The sequence below is a fragment of the Rhodothermales bacterium genome (assembly GCA_017643395.1).
In the GTDB taxonomy this organism is placed as follows: domain Bacteria; phylum Bacteroidota; class Rhodothermia; order Rhodothermales; family UBA10348; genus JABDJZ01.
Window position 1 is genome coordinate 530,048 of record JAEPNP010000001.1, and the last position, 15,206, is coordinate 545,253.

General features: G+C 64.7%; 14 protein-coding genes. 2 read left to right on the forward strand and 12 right to left on the reverse strand.

All coding sequences use genetic code 11. The features are described from left to right. Positions 1-6: 6 nt before the first annotated feature. Positions 7-1,203, reverse strand: coding sequence for a KamA family radical SAM protein (locus tag JJ896_02055; GenBank protein MBO6778412.1), 1,197 nt, complete (start codon positions 1,201-1,203; stop codon positions 7-9). Next, entirely contained in the window at positions 1,190-2,179 is a 990-nt protein-coding gene (locus tag JJ896_02060) for a hypothetical protein (GenBank protein ID MBO6778413.1), read from the reverse strand. The genes JJ896_02055 and JJ896_02060 overlap by 14 nt, the downstream gene beginning before the upstream one ends. A gap of 158 nt (positions 2,180-2,337) precedes the next feature. On the opposite strand from JJ896_02060, the gene JJ896_02065 reads away from it, so the two are divergent. Further along, a complete protein-coding gene (locus tag JJ896_02065; GenBank protein MBO6778414.1) occupies positions 2,338-3,129 on the forward strand; it encodes a cyclase family protein in 792 nt (263 codons plus the stop codon). 28 nt (positions 3,130-3,157) lie between these two features. On the opposite strand, the gene JJ896_02070 is transcribed toward JJ896_02065, so the two are convergent. The 8 genes from JJ896_02070 to pepE all read right to left on the reverse strand — a co-directional run bounded on the left by JJ896_02070 (position 3,158) and on the right by pepE (position 11,701). Further along, entirely contained in the window at positions 3,158-4,036 is an 879-nt protein-coding gene (locus JJ896_02070) for a hypothetical protein (protein MBO6778415.1), read from the reverse strand. Between the two features lie 21 nt (positions 4,037-4,057). Continuing rightward, on the reverse strand, positions 4,058-5,503 hold the full coding sequence (locus tag JJ896_02075) for a T9SS type A sorting domain-containing protein (protein MBO6778416.1): 1,446 nt from the start codon (positions 5,501-5,503) through the stop codon (positions 4,058-4,060). Next, on the reverse strand, positions 5,487-5,978 hold the full coding sequence (locus tag JJ896_02080) for an asparaginase (GenBank protein ID MBO6778417.1): 492 nt from the start codon (positions 5,976-5,978) through the stop codon (positions 5,487-5,489). Before JJ896_02080 ends, JJ896_02075 begins: the two co-directional genes overlap by 17 nt. After that, positions 5,971-7,152: an imidazolonepropionase gene (locus JJ896_02085; GenBank protein MBO6778418.1), complete on the reverse strand. Its 1,182-nt coding sequence runs from the start codon at positions 7,150-7,152 to the stop codon at positions 5,971-5,973. Before JJ896_02085 ends, JJ896_02080 begins: the two co-directional genes overlap by 8 nt. Then, positions 7,152-8,639, reverse strand: a complete 1,488-nt coding sequence (gene hutH, locus JJ896_02090) for a histidine ammonia-lyase (protein MBO6778419.1) — start codon at positions 8,637-8,639, stop codon at positions 7,152-7,154. Before hutH ends, JJ896_02085 begins: the two co-directional genes overlap by 1 nt. Continuing rightward, positions 8,636-10,297, reverse strand: coding sequence for a urocanate hydratase (gene hutU, locus JJ896_02095; protein ID MBO6778420.1), 1,662 nt, complete (start codon positions 10,295-10,297; stop codon positions 8,636-8,638). Before hutU ends, hutH begins: the two co-directional genes overlap by 4 nt. 82 nt (positions 10,298-10,379) lie before the next feature. Next, complete coding sequence (locus tag JJ896_02100) at positions 10,380-11,012, reverse strand: YceH family protein (GenBank protein MBO6778421.1); 633 nt, start codon at positions 11,010-11,012, stop codon at positions 10,380-10,382. Continuing rightward, a complete protein-coding gene (gene pepE / locus JJ896_02105; protein ID MBO6778422.1) occupies positions 11,012-11,701 on the reverse strand; it encodes a dipeptidase PepE in 690 nt (229 codons plus the stop codon). Before pepE ends, JJ896_02100 begins: the two co-directional genes overlap by 1 nt. Before the next feature lie 119 nt (positions 11,702-11,820). On the opposite strand from pepE, the gene JJ896_02110 reads away from it, so the two are divergent. Continuing rightward, the gene (locus JJ896_02110; GenBank protein MBO6778423.1) at positions 11,821-12,480 is read left to right on the forward strand and encodes a DUF3667 domain-containing protein; all 660 of its coding nucleotides are present in this window, start codon (positions 11,821-11,823) and stop codon (positions 12,478-12,480) included. Here the strand turns inward: JJ896_02110 and JJ896_02115 are convergent. Next, on the reverse strand, positions 12,477-13,925 hold the full coding sequence (locus JJ896_02115; protein MBO6778424.1) for an SDR family oxidoreductase: 1,449 nt from the start codon (positions 13,923-13,925) through the stop codon (positions 12,477-12,479). The genes JJ896_02110 and JJ896_02115 overlap by 4 nt on opposite strands. Positions 13,926-13,936: 11 nt before the next feature. Beyond that, positions 13,937-15,157 carry an alanine dehydrogenase gene (locus tag JJ896_02120; GenBank protein MBO6778425.1) on the reverse strand — a complete coding sequence of 407 codons (1,221 nt, stop codon included), beginning with the start codon at positions 15,155-15,157 and terminating at the stop codon, positions 13,937-13,939. Positions 15,158-15,206: the final 49 nt, after the last annotated feature.

Genomic DNA, 15,206 nt, shown 5'->3' on the forward strand with positions numbered 1-15,206 from the left:
GCCGCTTCACGCCGGCACCACCCAGCGCTCCTCACCGAACTTCGCCGCCCCCGTCGGGATCGTCTCGGCCCCATCGGGCATGGCAATCTCCGGCAACGGCCTGGACGGGTCATCCTTGGGACGCGGATTGGGCTCGGCCCAGATCGTACCGCGCGTCGTGCGCATCACCACGTGATCGCCTGATCGGCCCAGTACCCAGGAGCGATTCAGCGGCACCTTGCCGTAGGGCGTGTCCAGCACGTACACCGGGATCGCAAATCCGGTCAGCGTGCCCTGCAGCGACTCCATGAGCTCCATCCCGTGCTCGATGGACGTGCGCAGGTGACGTGTGCCGCCGATCAGCTGCGCCTGATAGAGGTAGTACGGCCTCACCCGCCTCGCCACCAGACCGGTCAGGAGGGCACGGAGCGCATCGCCCGAATCATTGATGCCACGCAGCAGCACGGTTTGATTGCCGATGGGCACTCCGGCTCGCAGAAGGCGGTCAAGTGCGATGTCCGCCTCTGAGGACAACTCGCGCGCGTGGTTGAAATGAGTGTTCAGCCAGATGCGGTGCTCTCCCAGGATCCCGGCCAGATCCGCGGTGATGCGCTGAGGCAGCTTGACGGGCATGCGGCTGCCCACGCGAATCACGTGCACGTGCGGGACGGAGCGCACAGCTTCCAGGAGTTGTCGCACGCGACCATCGCTGAACGTGAGGGGATCGCCACCGGTCAGCAGCACGTCCCGGATTTCCGGGTGGGCGCGGATATAGGAAACCGCATCGTCCAGCTCTGAGCGGCGCATCATGGCGTCCGCGTCACCCACCATGCGCTTGCGCAGGCAGTACCGGCAGTAGATCGCGCACTCGGACGTGACGCAGAATGCCACACGATCCGGGTAGTTGTGGATCAGGTTCTTGACCGGGCTGTGGGCCACCTCCTCAAGCGGATCGACGACCCCCACCAGGTCCGGTTCACATTCCTCGGCCAGGGGTACGACCTGGCGGCGAACCGGACACGCCGCGTCCTGAGGGTCCATCAGGGACGCGTAGTGCGGCGTGATATTCCATCGGAAGATCCCGTCCGTCTCCCGGATTCCGTGCAGCTCCTGAGAAGTCGGCTCAATCCACTGCGACAGGGCGTCCGCACTGGAGACACGATGCCGCATGTGCCATCGCCAGTCGTCCCAGTCGGTTTGGGAGACGTGATCAGGTCGTGGCATGCTGCACGTAGTTCGGACCGGCCTCACGCATCGCGCGGTCCAGGGCCTGTTCGAGCACGCCCGCCAGCCAGACGGGATAGGACTGGCCCATGAGCTCGGCCAGCACGGCGAACGTGCCGTCCGGTGCGAAGGTGGGCAGAGGATTGATCTCCAAAAACCACGGTGTGCCGTTCGCGTCCACCCGGAAATCAACGCGCGCAAAGTCCCGGCATCCCAGAGCGCGAAACACCTGCAGCGACATGACCTGCATCTCTTCCTCCAGGTCCGGGTCAATGCTGCCTTCGAGGGTCCACCCCTCCACGCCGTGGCGCTCCAGGGCATGACTGCCGATTCCCGTGTCGGGGTCGACGGCCCGTTGCAGTTTTGGCAGGGCCTGCGGCGGACAGCCGACGACGGCCACGGTATACTCGCCCCCGCCCTGCACGAATGTCTCCACCAGTGCGTCCTGATCGTAGGTGGCGTGAATGTGGGCCACCTCCCGGGCGAGGGACCCTGCGTCAGAGACCACGCTTGACGGACGAATACCCTTGGCGGTGCCCTCAAAGCGCGGCTTGACAAAGAGCGGATACGGACCTGGAGTCCGAGGCTCTTCGCCCGGTGCGACCGTGGTCCAGGCGGGAGTGCGCACACCGGCAATCTGCTTGGTGTAGACCTTGTCGAGGCTGATGGACAAGGCGAGCGCGTCCGAGCCCGTAAATGGTACTCCCCACATCTCAAGCAAGGTGGGCGCCCAGCCCTCCCGATTTCGGCTCCAGGCACCCTCGGCAATGTTGACCGCAGCGTCCACGTCGCGAGGTCCGTCCCGCAGCAAATCGCGCGGTGTGCCGAGCCGCAGCGGCTGATGGCCCAGCGCGCGCAGGGCCTCTTCGATGGCTTCTACCGTCTCCTCGGGCTCGTACTCGGCATCCGCATCCGGGGGGTCCCCCGGACGCCACGGCCAGGCGCTGTGCAGGTCGAAGACGATGCCGACGGTCATGGGGCCTGTAACGGCGCGGCTTGGGTGCGGTGCCCGGCGTCACACAATCCACGTTCAGTGTTGGTGGCTGATTCTGTACTATTCGTCTCGGGTCAGCCCCGGCAGAGGGCTGGTCCGCCTTGTTCTGGACTGGAACGAACCCACTAACCTGATTGCACATGCGTAGCGTCATCGGCCTGGCCATCCTCCTGACCGCCTGCACCACCCCGGACAACGCTCCGCAGGCTGCATTCCCGGCCGGTCAGCTCATCGACCTGACCCACGTCTACAACGCCGAAACGCCTTTCTGGCCAACCGCGGACGGGTTCGAGCTCGACGTGGACTTCGCCGGGATGACGGACGGAGGGTACTGGTACGAAGCCAATACTTTCCGCACGGCCGAACACGGGGGGACCCACCTGGACGCCCCGGTGCACTTTGCCGAGGGCAAGCACTCGACAGACCAGATCCCCCTCGAGCGACTGGTGGCGCCGGCGGTGATGATTGATGTCAGCGAAGCGGCGCTGGCCGATGCGGACTATCAGATAGCCCCCTCTGATCTGCAGGCCTGGGAGGCCGAGCACGGAGAGATCCCCGACGGCCACATTCTGCTCTTCCGAACCGGATACGCACAGTTCTGGCCGGACCGCGTGTCCTACATGGGCACGGATGAACGAGGCCCCGACGCCGTCGCCAAACTGCATTTCCCCGGCATTCACCCGGACGCGGCGCAGTGGCTCGTCGACAATCGTTCGGTGGCTGCCGTCGGCCTGGACACGCCGTCCATCGACTTTGGCCAGTCCTCAGACTTTCTGAGCCACCGGATTCTGTTCGAGGCCAATATCCCGGCGTTTGAAAACGTGGCGGAAATGGCAGCGCTGCCGGCAACCGGGTTTTCCATCATCGCCCTTCCGATGCACATCGAGGCAGGATCCGGCGGGCCGCTTCGCATCGTGGCCGTCGTGCCCTGACGGCCCGCGACAACCGGGGCAGGCTCGACTAGTGCAGCGCCACCTTGCGGACGAATCGCCTGACGGACAGCGCAGATCCCGCCCAGCCCAGGAGCACGCCGCCAAGCAGCACGGCCATTCCGAAGATGACGAGTTCGTCCACTCCCGGTGGTGGCCATTGCGGAAGGGTGCGCAGTGCCAGGGAGTAGAAGCCGGCCAGCGCGCCCAGCGCAATGAGCGATGCAAGGAAGCCCTGCAACATGCCTTCGATCACAAACGGCCGGCGAATGAAGCGATCCGTCCCGCCGACCAGCTTCATCGTCCTGATGAGCAGCCTTCGCGCATAGATGGTCAGGCGAATTGTATTGGCCACCAGGAATACCGAAGCAAGGAGCACCAACAGCGCCAGCGCCCCGCCCCCCAGCGTCAGCAGTCTAAGGTTCTTCTGCACCTTCACCAGCAACGGCTGGTTGAAGAGCACATCGTCCACGTAGGTCCAGGTGCTGATTTCGGCGGCCATGACACCCAGGCTGTCCGCATTCGCATACTCCTGCGAGACCGTAAATCGTACGGAGGCGGGCAGGAATGGTGCATCGAAGAACGTCTCGGCACCCTCACCGAACTCCTGCCGGAAGATTTCGGCGGCCTGTGCCCGGCTGATGTATTCGGTACCCTCGACGCCGGGCAAGACGGCGATGCGGTCATGCACGGTTTGCCCCGCGCGATCGTCGACGTCATCCAGAAAGACCTCGATTTCTCCGACGCGCTGCCGAAGCCAGGAGGCCACCTCCTGCGCTTCAAAACCCAGCGCGAAGAATACGCTCACCAGAATCAGCGCCACGGCCATGGCGCCGGTTGAAGCGGCCGAGGCAAAGGCCGCACGCCGAAAACCGGCCAGTCCTTCCTTGAATGCGTAGGGTAGCGCCATGAGCGCGCGGAATATAGCGCGTCAGCGCGCGATCATGACGGGCACCGTCTCGCTGCGCGCGCCCTCGGATCGCAGGAAGTACATGCCGGGTGCCAATCCGCTGATGTCCCACCGGGCCGGACCGGTCGACCGTTCTCGGCGCACCACCCGTCCCATCAGGTCGAACAGGGTCAGCATCGCGCCCGGCTCGGCCTCGAGGGTCAGCTCCACACCCGCCGGCCGCGGAAACACGGACAGGTTGGCCGCATCAGGCAACTCCGCCACCGTGGTCAGCGCCGCAATTCCGCGGTCGCTCGCCGTTGCCTCGATGGCAGCGGAATGCACACCGGCGAACAATAACCGGTCAGCATCGATCAGACGGCCTGCAGCCCGCTCCAGGGTGGCGGCCTGCCCGTCCGTGTTGCGCATGGCTTCCAGCGCGAGACGATCCGTCACGTCTGCACCCAACTCGGCCCGCAGATCCCAGAGCAAGCTGCCCCAGATGATGGCCCAGGTGTACCTCGGCACGTAGTTGTTCCAGGAGGTCTTGCACTTCAGATCCTGATCGTGGAAGCGTGTGCAGATCCCGTACTTCAGACCGGAGTCCGGATTTCCTCCCTGCCAGTTCCAGACGGCCGGGTCGGTCGCCAGGGTGCGGATCTCCTTGTCGTTCGGCGGCCCAAGGCACCCCTGCCGAGGGGGACAGGTCACCACGAACTCGCCGATGCGCGGATCATCGGTAAAGGAGGCCGCGAAATAGTCCGCATACCCCTCGGAGATGGCCTGGGCTTCCACGGGGGAATTGATATCCAGCTCGAAGCCCAGGCGCGCCGCAATCAGGTGCGTGTACTCATGGTAAATGATTTCGTCTTCCTTGGCCGCGTTGTGCATGAAGATCCAGCCCACCGACAGCATGATCAGGGAGCGCGGCGGATCGGCGAAGCCCCCATCGCCCGCTATGTGGGTGCGCACGTCGGCCTGAAAGTCCGGATCCACCCCCATGCGGTCGCGCCAGAACTCGCTGGCCATGCGGTCCACGTGGTAGTACACATTGACCGGGTCAAACAGCGCGCAGTCCTCCACGCGGTCGAAGCAGCTCTCGGTGACGTAGTCGTTGGGCTGGTACCGGAAGTCGGCAGCCCCTCCAATGCCCGGCGTGGCGGTACCCGGCGCATCAACCTTGTCGCTGGCCACGCGCACATACTGCCCGTCCAGCGACGTGCCGTCTCCGTGCAGACGCTCAAGCGTCACCTCCACGGCATCGCCCCCGAACGGATCACTCAGGTAGACCAGAGCCGGCGCGCTGGCAACGGCCGGCATCGCCGGCTCCATGCGCACAGGACCGAAGGGCAGGAAGGGTCGGGCGCCGGCCACGAATCCGGTCTCGGCCGGACAAATCGCTTCCGGGGTGTCGATAACCTGACCCGCCGCCGGCGTGGCCAGGGCCAACACAAACACACACGCTATACCCTCACACCACCTCTTCAAACCGATTCATCTTGCGGTTTTTGCGGACTTTATCATAGGGAAAAACGCATCCGTTCATGGCGATAAACACGCCGGACGGGAGCGTCTGCACGGCTGCGATGGCAAAACCGATGTTAAACTCGGCATCCGAGTTCTTGAACCGTGCCGGAGTGAGTGACCCCACCAGTACGATCGTCTTGCCGGCCACATCCGACAGCACCTCAGCCGTCTCCACCATGGTATCCGTGCCGTGCGTGATCAGAATGCGGTCTGCATCGGTGGCCAGGACCATCTGACGGATCACCTGCCTGTCGGCATCCGTCAGGTCCAGGCTGTCCTTCCGGAAGAGGGTGTGCACGGTATACGGCACCTGAGCACCGACCATGCGCAGGATCTCCGCTATCTGCGGCTCCCCAACCTCATAGTCGCTCTGGGCATCGAAGTAGACCTTGTCTATGGTCCCTCCGGTGGAAAGAATGGCGATCGCTTCAGGCATCAAACACAGGTTCGCCCGCCACGAAAGTCTGGTGGGCCGCATTGGGCACGAAGTGGTAGAGCCACTGCTCCACGGACTCCGCGTTGATGAGAACAAAATCCGCACGCTTACCGGGGTCAAGGGATCCCCGGCTGGTCTCAAGATCCAGCGCGCGGGCCGCAATCAGTGTTGCGCCCTTCAGAGCTTCGGCCGGCGTGAGCCGATTCATGGTGCAGGCCAGGGTCATGGCGAACGGCAGGTGGTAGCTCGGCGCCGAACCCGGGTTGAAGTCGGTGGCCACCGCCACGGAGCACCCGGCATCCAGGAACGCCCGGCCGTCCATGGGCTTCTGACGCAGATACAGACTGGCGATGGGCAGGGTGACAGCTACCACCCCTGCGGCTGCCATGGCCCGCATGCCTTGCTCGGACGTGTACTCCAGATGGTCCGCGCTGATCGCGCCCACCTCGGCGGCCAGCACTGCCCCGCCGCCGTCCCCCAGCTGGTCCACGTGCAGTTTGGCGCGCATGCCGTACGCGGACGCCGCAGTGAGCAGCCGGCGCGCCTGCTCGACGCTGAACGCGCCCTCCTCGACAAAGACGTCACAGAAGCGGGCCAGCGGCGCGACCTGCGGCAGGGCAACGATGAGATGGTCGATGTACGCATCAGCATCGGCGAACTCGGGCGGAACCACGTGCGCTCCGAGAAAGGTCGGCTCGACGCCCAACTCCCTGTAGACGCGCAGTTGCTTCAACTCATGCTCCAGGGACAGACCGTACCCGCTCTTCGCCTCGACGGTCGTGACGCCGAGTCGCGCCATCTCTTTCAGGAAGCCTGCGGCGCGACCCCGTAGTGCCTCCTCCGAAGCCGCACGTGTCTGCCGCATGGTATTGCGAATGCCGCCCCCGGACTCCAGGATCTCCAGGTAGCTGGCTCCCCGGCATTTCTGTGCAAACTCGTCTGCGCGCCACCCCCCGAATGCCAGGTGTGTGTGGCAGTCCACGAGTCCGGGCACGACCAGTCTGCCTCCCGCATCGTGCACCTCTTCGTCTCCCGGTGCATGCGCTGCCGAGCCCACCCAGGTGATCTCGCCATCCTTCCAGGCCAGCGCTGCGTCGCGCACGAGGTGCAGCTCGTGTTGGCCTCCGGCCGGGGAGCAGCGGGCCAATACCCCAATGTTCGTCAGAACCGGCATCAGTCTCCCAGCATCGCGGAAACCGCATCGGCCAGTTCATGGCTGCGCACCAGTTCAATGGCCGGCTCGAGGTCCTCCTGGAAATAGTAGTCCGCCTCGCGATGCGGAATACGCTTGCGGATCTCCGTGTGAGCGAACTCGATGCCTCTCCCTGGCCGTAGCGGCCGCCGGTAGTCCAGCGCCTGCGCGGCCGCGATCAACTCAATGGCCATCACGTGCTCCACGTTGTGCAGCACCTGCAGCAACTTGAGTGCACTGGTCGCGCCCATGGAGACGTGGTCCTCCTGGCCCAGACTGGTGGGGATGGAATCCACCGAGGCCGGGTGGCAGAGCACCTTGTTCTCGGAAACCAGCGCGGCGGCGGTGTACTGCGGGATCATGAATCCAGAGTTCAGCCCGGTCTCTTTCATGAGCAGCGTCGGCAGGCCGTCGTGCCCTTCGAGCAGCAGATACGTGCGCCGCTCCGAGATGCTGGCCAGCTCCGCCAGCGCGATGGCTGAATAGTCCAGGACCAGGGCCAGCGGCTGCCCGTGAAAGTTGCCGCCGGAAATGATGTCGTGCTGCTCAAACACGAGCGGGTTGTCCGTCACCGAGTTCATCTCGGTCTCCACCACCCGCGTCGCGTGCTCGATGGCGTCCCGGCTGGCCCCGTGCACCTGCGGCATGCAGCGCAGGCAGTACGGGTCCTGAACCTTGCCGCACTCCCGATGGGACTCCAGGATCTCCGAGTTCTCCAGCAGGAGGCGCACATTTCGGGCTACCTGCTGCTGCCCCGGATGAGGTCGTACTTCATGGATGCGTGCATCGAATGGCGTGGCCGAGCCCTGCAGGGCCTCGAGGCTCATGGTGCCGATTAGGTCCGCCAGACGCAGCAACTCGTGCGCACGCTGCAGCACAAAGGCGCCGTAGGCTGCCATCAACTGCGTGCCGTTGAGCAGCGCGATGCCGTCTTTGGCCTGCAGGTCGATGGGCGCAAGGCCGTGCGCCGCCAATACACCGGCCGCAGGCTCGGCTCGGAGCCCATCGCGCAGAAAAGCGCCCTCACCCAGGAGCGGAAGGGCCAGATGGGCGAGTGGCGCCAGGTCCCCGGAGGCACCCACGCTGCCCCGACTCGGGATGTACGGGATGAGGTCCAGCCGCTCGAAGTCCAGCAGCCGCCGGAACGTGGTTTCCGAAACCCCGGAATAGCCTAGACCCAGCGCATGGATCTTCAGCTGCAGCATGATGCGGGCTATCTCACGCGGCACCGGATCGCCGACGCCGACCGCGTGACTCAGGAGGATGTTGCGCTGCAGATCCCGGAGTTTGTCGTTGTCGATGCGCTTGGAGGCGAGCTTGCCGAAGCCCGTGTTGACCCCGTAATAGACGCCGCCGGTTGCCATGGCAGCCTCCAGGCGGGCGCGTGATTCCAGCACGGCCGCCGGGTCCTTTCGCAGCGCGGCCATGCTCGCCGCGAGATTGTCGGCCAAAGTGCGTATACGGATCATGCCCCGTTGATCATGGGCAGATCAACGCCCCGCTCGTCGGCGGTATCGATTGCCTCCGTGTAGCCGGCGTCTGCGTGTCGCATGACCCCCGTACCGGGATCTGCAGTGAGCACGCGTTCCAGGCGCCGATCTCCCATTTCGGTCCCGTCCGCCACGCTGACCATGCCGGAATGGATGGAGTATCCGATGCCGACGCCACCACCGTGGTGCAGCGAGATCCAGCTGGCGCCGCAGGCGGTGTTCAGAAGGGCGTTCAGCAGCGGCCAGTCTGCGATGGCGTCGGAGCCGTCCTTCATGCCCTCCGTCTCCCGGTTCGGACTCGCCACGGAGCCCGAGTCCAGGTGGTCGCGCCCGATGACAATCGGTGCCTGAACCCGTCCGGTCTTGACCAGCCAATTGAACTTCAGGCCCATCTCGGCACGCTCACCGTACTCCAGCCAGCAGATGCGGGCCGGCAATCCCTGGAAATGCACTTTTTCGCGGGCCTTGTGGATCCACCGGGCGAGGGCCTCCTTCTCCGGGAAGGTCTCCAGCACGGCGTCGTCGGTGACGGCGATGTCCCGAGGGTCGCCGGACAGCGCGGCCCAGCGGAACGGCCCTGATCCGCGACAGAAAAGCGGCCGGATGAACTCCGGCACAAAGCCCGGAATGTCGAACGCATCCGGACGGCCTCGCCGATCGGCTACCTGTCCCCGCAGGTTGTTGCCGTAGTCGAAGGTCACTGCACCCGCCCGCTGCATGGCCAGCATGGCGTCGATGTGCACCACCATCGAGTCCAGTACCGCATCCTCGTACCCCCTCGGGTCACGCTTTCGGAAGGCATCCGCCGACTCGGTGGTATGTCCCGCCGGGATGTATCCCACATCCGGGTCGTGAGCGCTCGTCTGGTCGGTCAGCACGTCGGGCGTGATCCCGCGACGCACGAGTTCGGGCAGCACGTCGGCCACGTTTCCGACCAGGCCCACCGAAAGGGCCTCCCGCGCCGTGCGGGCGTTCATCACCCGCTCGAGCGCGGTATCCAGATCGTCGGTCATCTCGTCACAGTAGCCCGTCTCGACACGCCGGCGAATGCGCTCCGCATCCACGTCCATGCCGAGGAAGGCGGCACCGTTCATCGTCGCCGCCAGCGGCTGCGCGCCACCCATGCCACCGAGACCCGCGGTCAGCACCAGGCGGCCTTCCAGCGTGCCCTCGAAGTACTTGCGGGCGCACTCGGCAAAGGTCTCGTAGGTGCCCTGCAGGATGCCCTGGGTGCCGATGTAGATCCATGAGCCGGCCGTCATCTGTCCGTACATGGTGAGCCCCAGCGCATCGAGCCGACGGAATTCGTCCCAGGTGGCCCAGCGCGGCACCAGATGCGCGTTGGCGATCAGCGCACGGGGGGCCTCCTCATGCGTGCGAAAAACCCCCGCAGGGCGGCCGCTTTGCACCAGCAGCGTCTCGTCGTTTTCCAGCCGCCGCAGGGTACTCACAATGCGGTGGAACGAGTCCCAGTCGCGCGCCGCCTTGCCGCCACCCCCGTAGACAATCAGATCCTCGGGGCGCTCCGCCACAGCGGGGTCCAGATTGTTCATCAGCATGCGTAGCGCGGCTTCCTGATGCCAGCCCTTGCAGCTGAGCGTCGTGCCGGTGGGGGCCTTGATCACGTCTGTTTCCATCGGTTCCGTAGTCCGCTGGTGGCACGCTGGAAGCGCTACCAGAAACGCTCCCGCCGAACACGCCGGCCGGGGGCGAGAATGCCTATTCGAATTGTGTCTTAAAGGCCTCGAAGGCGGCCTCCAGCGCCTCGAGCCGTTCCCTGAGTTCGGCGACCTCCTCGCTGAGCCCTGCAGAGCCTGAACGTGCAGGTGCTGGCTCTGTCGCCGCGATGGCCTCCAGGTCCGGCTCACCCTCCAGCAGGTGTGTGTGCCGGGCCTCCTTCTTGCCGGGCAGCACCGGAAGTTCGGTGACCAGGGGCTGCTCCCGGGCAGCCAGTTCGGCAAGCACCGCCTCTACCTCCTCGAGCGACTCGAATGGGTGGCTGCGGCCCGTTCGGGCCCGAAGCTCACCCACAGTCTGCGGTCCACGAAGCAGCATAATGCTGAGCACCGCCCTTTCCGCTTCCGACAACCCCCAGGCCTCGGCCAGCGCATGACGGAATTTCTCCGCCCGGCTGCCGCCTCCGGCGGCGTGACCGACCACCTTGCGCCTCATCAACGAATCCAGCGCCCGCATCACTGTGGACTCGGAAAAGTCCACGACCGGATCCCGGTTGGACTTCTGGTTGCACGCGGTAGTCAGCGAGTTGAGGGTGAGCGGATAGTAATCGGGTGTCGTGAGCTCTTTTTCAATGAGCACACCCAGCACACGTACTTCTTCGGGGGTGAAATCCATCAGGCGGGGACAGCGATAGGTCCGGGATCCATCTCGAACGGCTCGGCCGCAACGCCAAAGATACGGGCCGTCCTCGACCCCAGCAGGACATGATCGCCGCTAACCCGCACGGCGGAGCCCTCCCTGAGTCCAATCACCATGCGCCCCGGATTCGCCTGCTCGAACTCCAGCAGGCGCTCCTCCCGGGTCTCTCCCATGTGATGATCGGGATGCGCATCCAGATAGTGCGGGTTGATCTGGTAGGGCACCAGATCGAGGGCGTCCAGACTTGGAGGCTGCACAATCGGCATGTCGTTGGTGGTTCGCATGGTCGGGCAAGCCACGTTTGATCCTGCACTCCAGCCCACATAGGGCTTTCCGGCGGCTACGGCACTCCGGATGGCCTCAAGCAGGCCGTGCCGGTAGAGGTGATCGAGCAGGTGAAAGGTGTTGCCTCCGCCTACCGCCACCGCGTCACAGGTCGCCACAACGTCGGCCGGATTGCCGCGGTGCACGGAGCGCACCTCAACCCCATCGCCCATGCCCTGCTGTACCAGATCCGCGTAGTCGTCGAAACTCAGTCGAACGGCTGCAAAGGGCACAAAAGCTATCGTGCGACACCCGCCCAGCGCCTCCTGCAGCCACGGACGTGCATGCTCCAGATAGCCGGAATCCGGGTTGCGGGAGTTGGATAGCAGTAGCAGGTTCATAGCTTCTCGGGATGGCCGGGCATGATACGCAGATCCCCGATGGCGCTCGCTGCCTGAACTGTGGCGCCGAGCTGCTGGGCTCCCACTGCCACAGGTGCGGGCAGGCCGCAAAACCGCGCGTGGAGCCGCTGCGGGACATGTTTGAGGATGCGGTCGATGCGCTCTTCAGCCTGGACAACCGGCTGCTGCGCTCACTGGGTGCGCTGCTGGCAAGGCCGGGGTTGCTCACTGTCGAATACCTCGAGGGCCGGCGGCAGCCGTATCTGTCGGCGATCCGATTGTACCTGTGGCTGAGTGTCGCCTACTTCGTGATCGCCGAGTTGCTCGGAGTGACGGATCTGATGTTCGTGACTTCCACCAGCGGGACCGACCTGGCCAGGCTGCTACCGCGATTCATGTTCGTGATCGTGCCGATTTCCGGCCTGATCATGTTTCTGCTCCAGCGCAAAGAGCGCCCGCATTACGTGGAGCATCTGGTGCACGCCCTGCACCTTCATGCGGCCTGGTATGTGTACTTCGCAGTCTCCGCGCTTGCGGCCGCACCCATCGAAGACCCTTCTGACCTTGCCGCGCTGCTTTGGTGGCAGTGGCCGCTCGCGGCGGTGGGTGTGGGCACTCGCGTCGCAACTCTGGTGCACACCTATCTGTCGTTCAAACGGGTCGGGGGCCGCGGCCGGCTGCGGGCCTTCCTGGAAACACTGACGTTCTTCCTGATCTACCTGACCGTGCTCGGCGCCGCCATTTTTGGCTGGATGATGGTCGTAGCGAGAGGCGGTTAGGCCGCCTCGGCCCGCCGTCTCAACTCCTTCAGCATACCGGGGAAGATGAACGTGTGCGGCACGTAGAACATCCACCAGTACAGGAAGCCGAACAGGCCCTTCGGCTCGAAGAACGCCGTCTGTGTAACGGCAGTCGTGGATTCGTCCACCGGGTTGATCTCGTATTGCAGCCACGCCTTGCCGGGCACTTTCATTTCCGCACGCAGCCGCAGGACCTCGTTTTCGCGAGCCTCCTCCACACGCCAGAAATCCACCGCGTCACCCTCACGCAGGTGGCTGTACGTTCGGCGCGTGGAGCGAAGGCCGATGCCGCCGACAGCCAGGTCCATGAGCCCCCGGATGCGCCAGAGGAAGTTGGCGTACAACCAGCCGTTGTCTCCCCCAAGACGGTTCAGTTCGGCCCAGACGGCGGACGGCGGCGCCTTTACGTTGACCTGCAACCGCTCCTGGATCATGCCCTTGTCTTCCTCCAGGCGCGTGACCAACCGTCTGTCGGCACTGCTGGAGAATGCGTCACTCCAGGTCGTCTCCACCTTGTCACGGGCAAAGCGCTGCAGTGCCAGGCGCACGGCGGTCTCGTAGTCCAGCAGTTCGATGTCGAACATGCGTGCCGCTGTGTCGTCCTGCACTACGACCTCGTTGTCCAGGCCTTCGATCAGGGGCCGGGCGATCCGCGCATTGAGCGGGGTAACCAACCCAACCCAGAGCGAAGACAGCCACGGCGTCAGCACCGGCACCTCCAGGATGGCCCGTCGGAGCCCACGAGCCCGAGCGTAGCCCCGGAACATGTCCTGATAACTGAGCACCTCCGAGCCGCCGATCTCGAGAATGCGGCCCGTGCTCTCGGGCTCATCCAGCGCGCTCGTCAGGTATTGCAGCACGTTGCGCACGGCGATGGGCTGAGTGCGCGTGCGGACCCACTTGGGGGTGATCAACAGCGGCACCCTCTCCGTGAGATAGCGGATCAGCTCAAAACTCAGCGAGCCGCTCCCGACGATCACCGCCGCCCGAAATTCCGTGACCGGCACAGACCCCTTGCGCAGGTATTCACCCGTCTCAAGCCTGCTTTCCAGATGCTTTGAACGCTTGTCGGATTTGGGATTGATGCCGCCCAGATAAATGATGCGCTCCACGCCCGCTTCCTCGGCCGCGCGCGCAAAGTTCTCCGCGGCCTGTCGGTCACGCTCCTCAAAGTCGCCCTCCGAACCAAGCGAATGGATGAGGTAGTAGGCCACCTTCACGCCGCTCAGCGCCTCCGGCAACGTTTCCGGCTGCAGCACATCTCCTACCGCCACGGCTACGTCGTCCGACCAGGGCCGGTTTTCCAATCGCGCCGCGTCGCGCACGAAACAGCGCACCGACCAGCCGTCCTCCAGAAGACAGGGCACAAGCCGTCCTCCGATGTATCCGGTAGCTCCCGTGACGAGAATCAGTCCACGACTCACGCTATCCCTGCTCAGATCCCCGATGCAATCAGGAGCTCGATGTCGCGATGCGGCATGCCGAACATCGTGGCAAGACTCTTCTTGGTCAGGTGACGCCGATAGACATAGGTCCCGTTGCGCAGACCCACATCCCGCCAGAGCGCCTCATGCACCGTGCCGGCCTCACCGATCTTGAGCAGGTACGGCACCAGCACGTTGGTAAGCGCATACGTGGCCGTGCGGGCTGCGTTGGACGGCATGTTCGGGATGCAATAGTGGATCACACCGTGCTTCACAAAGCTCGGCTGCGAGTGGGTCGTGGGCGCGCTGGTCTCGCAGCAGCCCCCCTGGTCCATCATGGCATCAACAATCACCGCGCCCTTGGGCATGCGCATGACCATCTCCTCGGTGATCATGACCGGCGAGCGCTGCCCGGCCTTCATCATGGCCCCGATCACCACATCGGCGCGTTCCAGCGCGTGGCGGATGTACCCCTCGGTGGCCATGGCAGTGGTGATGCGCCGATCGAGATAGTGCTCCATGACCCGTAGTGCCGACAGGTCGTTGTCCAGCACGATGACGTGCGCACCGAAGCCCAGCGCCGTGCGCGCGGCCCATTCACCGACCACTCCGGCGCCCAGGATCACCACGGTCGACGGCGGCACTCCGGAGATGCCGCCCAGCATGACCCCCTTGCCGCCTTCGCCGGACTCCAGATAGCGGGCCGAGATCTGCACGGCCATGGAGCCCATGATTTCGTGCATCATGCGAACGATGGGCAGCGTGCCGTCCTGGTCCCGGATGAACTCGAACCCGATCCCGGTGATGCCGAGATCCATCAGGCATCGCAGGAATTCAGGAGACGTGCCTCCCAGGTGCAGCGCAGAAATGAGAATCTGCTTCTCCTGCAGGTGCGCACATTCGTCGTCCGATGGTGGGCCGACCTTCACGATGAGCCCGCAGTTGGAGTACAGCTCACCGGCTTCCCGCACAATTTCGCCCCCGGCCTCCGCGTATTCCTGGTCTGAGAAGTTGGCCTGTTTGCCGGCGGCCTCCTGCACGTAGACCTGGTGGCCGTTGGACACCAGCGAACTGACTCCGGACGGGGCCAGAGCCACACGACGCTCTTCATTGGAAACCTCCAGCGGTACGCCGATGCGCAGGCTCTTATGCCGTTCGCCCACCTTGGCGCGCTGCTCCAGGGTCTGGAGGCCGTGCTCCACACCCAGGCCCTGCAATGCAGGCACTTCCATCCGCCGTCCTCCGAGTTAGCCGAGTCCGGAAATATACACCCCAACGTGC

What these genes read in the sequence shown, in the direction of transcription:
- JJ896_02055 (MBO6778412.1), bottom strand. Translation starts at nt 1,203, where the DNA reads ATGCCACGACCTGATCACGTCTCCCAAACCGACTGGGACGACTGGCGA.
- JJ896_02060 (MBO6778413.1), bottom strand. Translation starts at nt 2,179, where the DNA reads ATGACCGTCGGCATCGTCTTCGACCTGCACAGCGCCTGGCCGTGGCGT.
- JJ896_02065 (MBO6778414.1), top strand. Translation starts at nt 2,338, where the DNA reads ATGCGTAGCGTCATCGGCCTGGCCATCCTCCTGACCGCCTGCACCACC.
- JJ896_02070 (MBO6778415.1), bottom strand. Translation starts at nt 4,036, where the DNA reads ATGGCGCTACCCTACGCATTCAAGGAAGGACTGGCCGGTTTTCGGCGT.
- JJ896_02080 (MBO6778417.1), bottom strand. Translation starts at nt 5,978, where the DNA reads ATGCCTGAAGCGATCGCCATTCTTTCCACCGGAGGGACCATAGACAAG.
- JJ896_02085 (MBO6778418.1), bottom strand. Translation starts at nt 7,152, where the DNA reads ATGCCGGTTCTGACGAACATTGGGGTATTGGCCCGCTGCTCCCCGGCC.
- hutH (MBO6778419.1), bottom strand. Translation starts at nt 8,639, where the DNA reads ATGATCCGTATACGCACTTTGGCCGACAATCTCGCGGCGAGCATGGCC.
- hutU (MBO6778420.1), bottom strand. Translation starts at nt 10,297, where the DNA reads ATGGAAACAGACGTGATCAAGGCCCCCACCGGCACGACGCTCAGCTGC.
- JJ896_02100 (MBO6778421.1), bottom strand. Translation starts at nt 11,012, where the DNA reads ATGGATTTCACCCCCGAAGAAGTACGTGTGCTGGGTGTGCTCATTGAA.
- pepE (MBO6778422.1), bottom strand. Translation starts at nt 11,701, where the DNA reads ATGAACCTGCTACTGCTATCCAACTCCCGCAACCCGGATTCCGGCTAT.
- JJ896_02120 (MBO6778425.1), bottom strand. Translation starts at nt 15,157, where the DNA reads ATGGAAGTGCCTGCATTGCAGGGCCTGGGTGTGGAGCACGGCCTCCAG.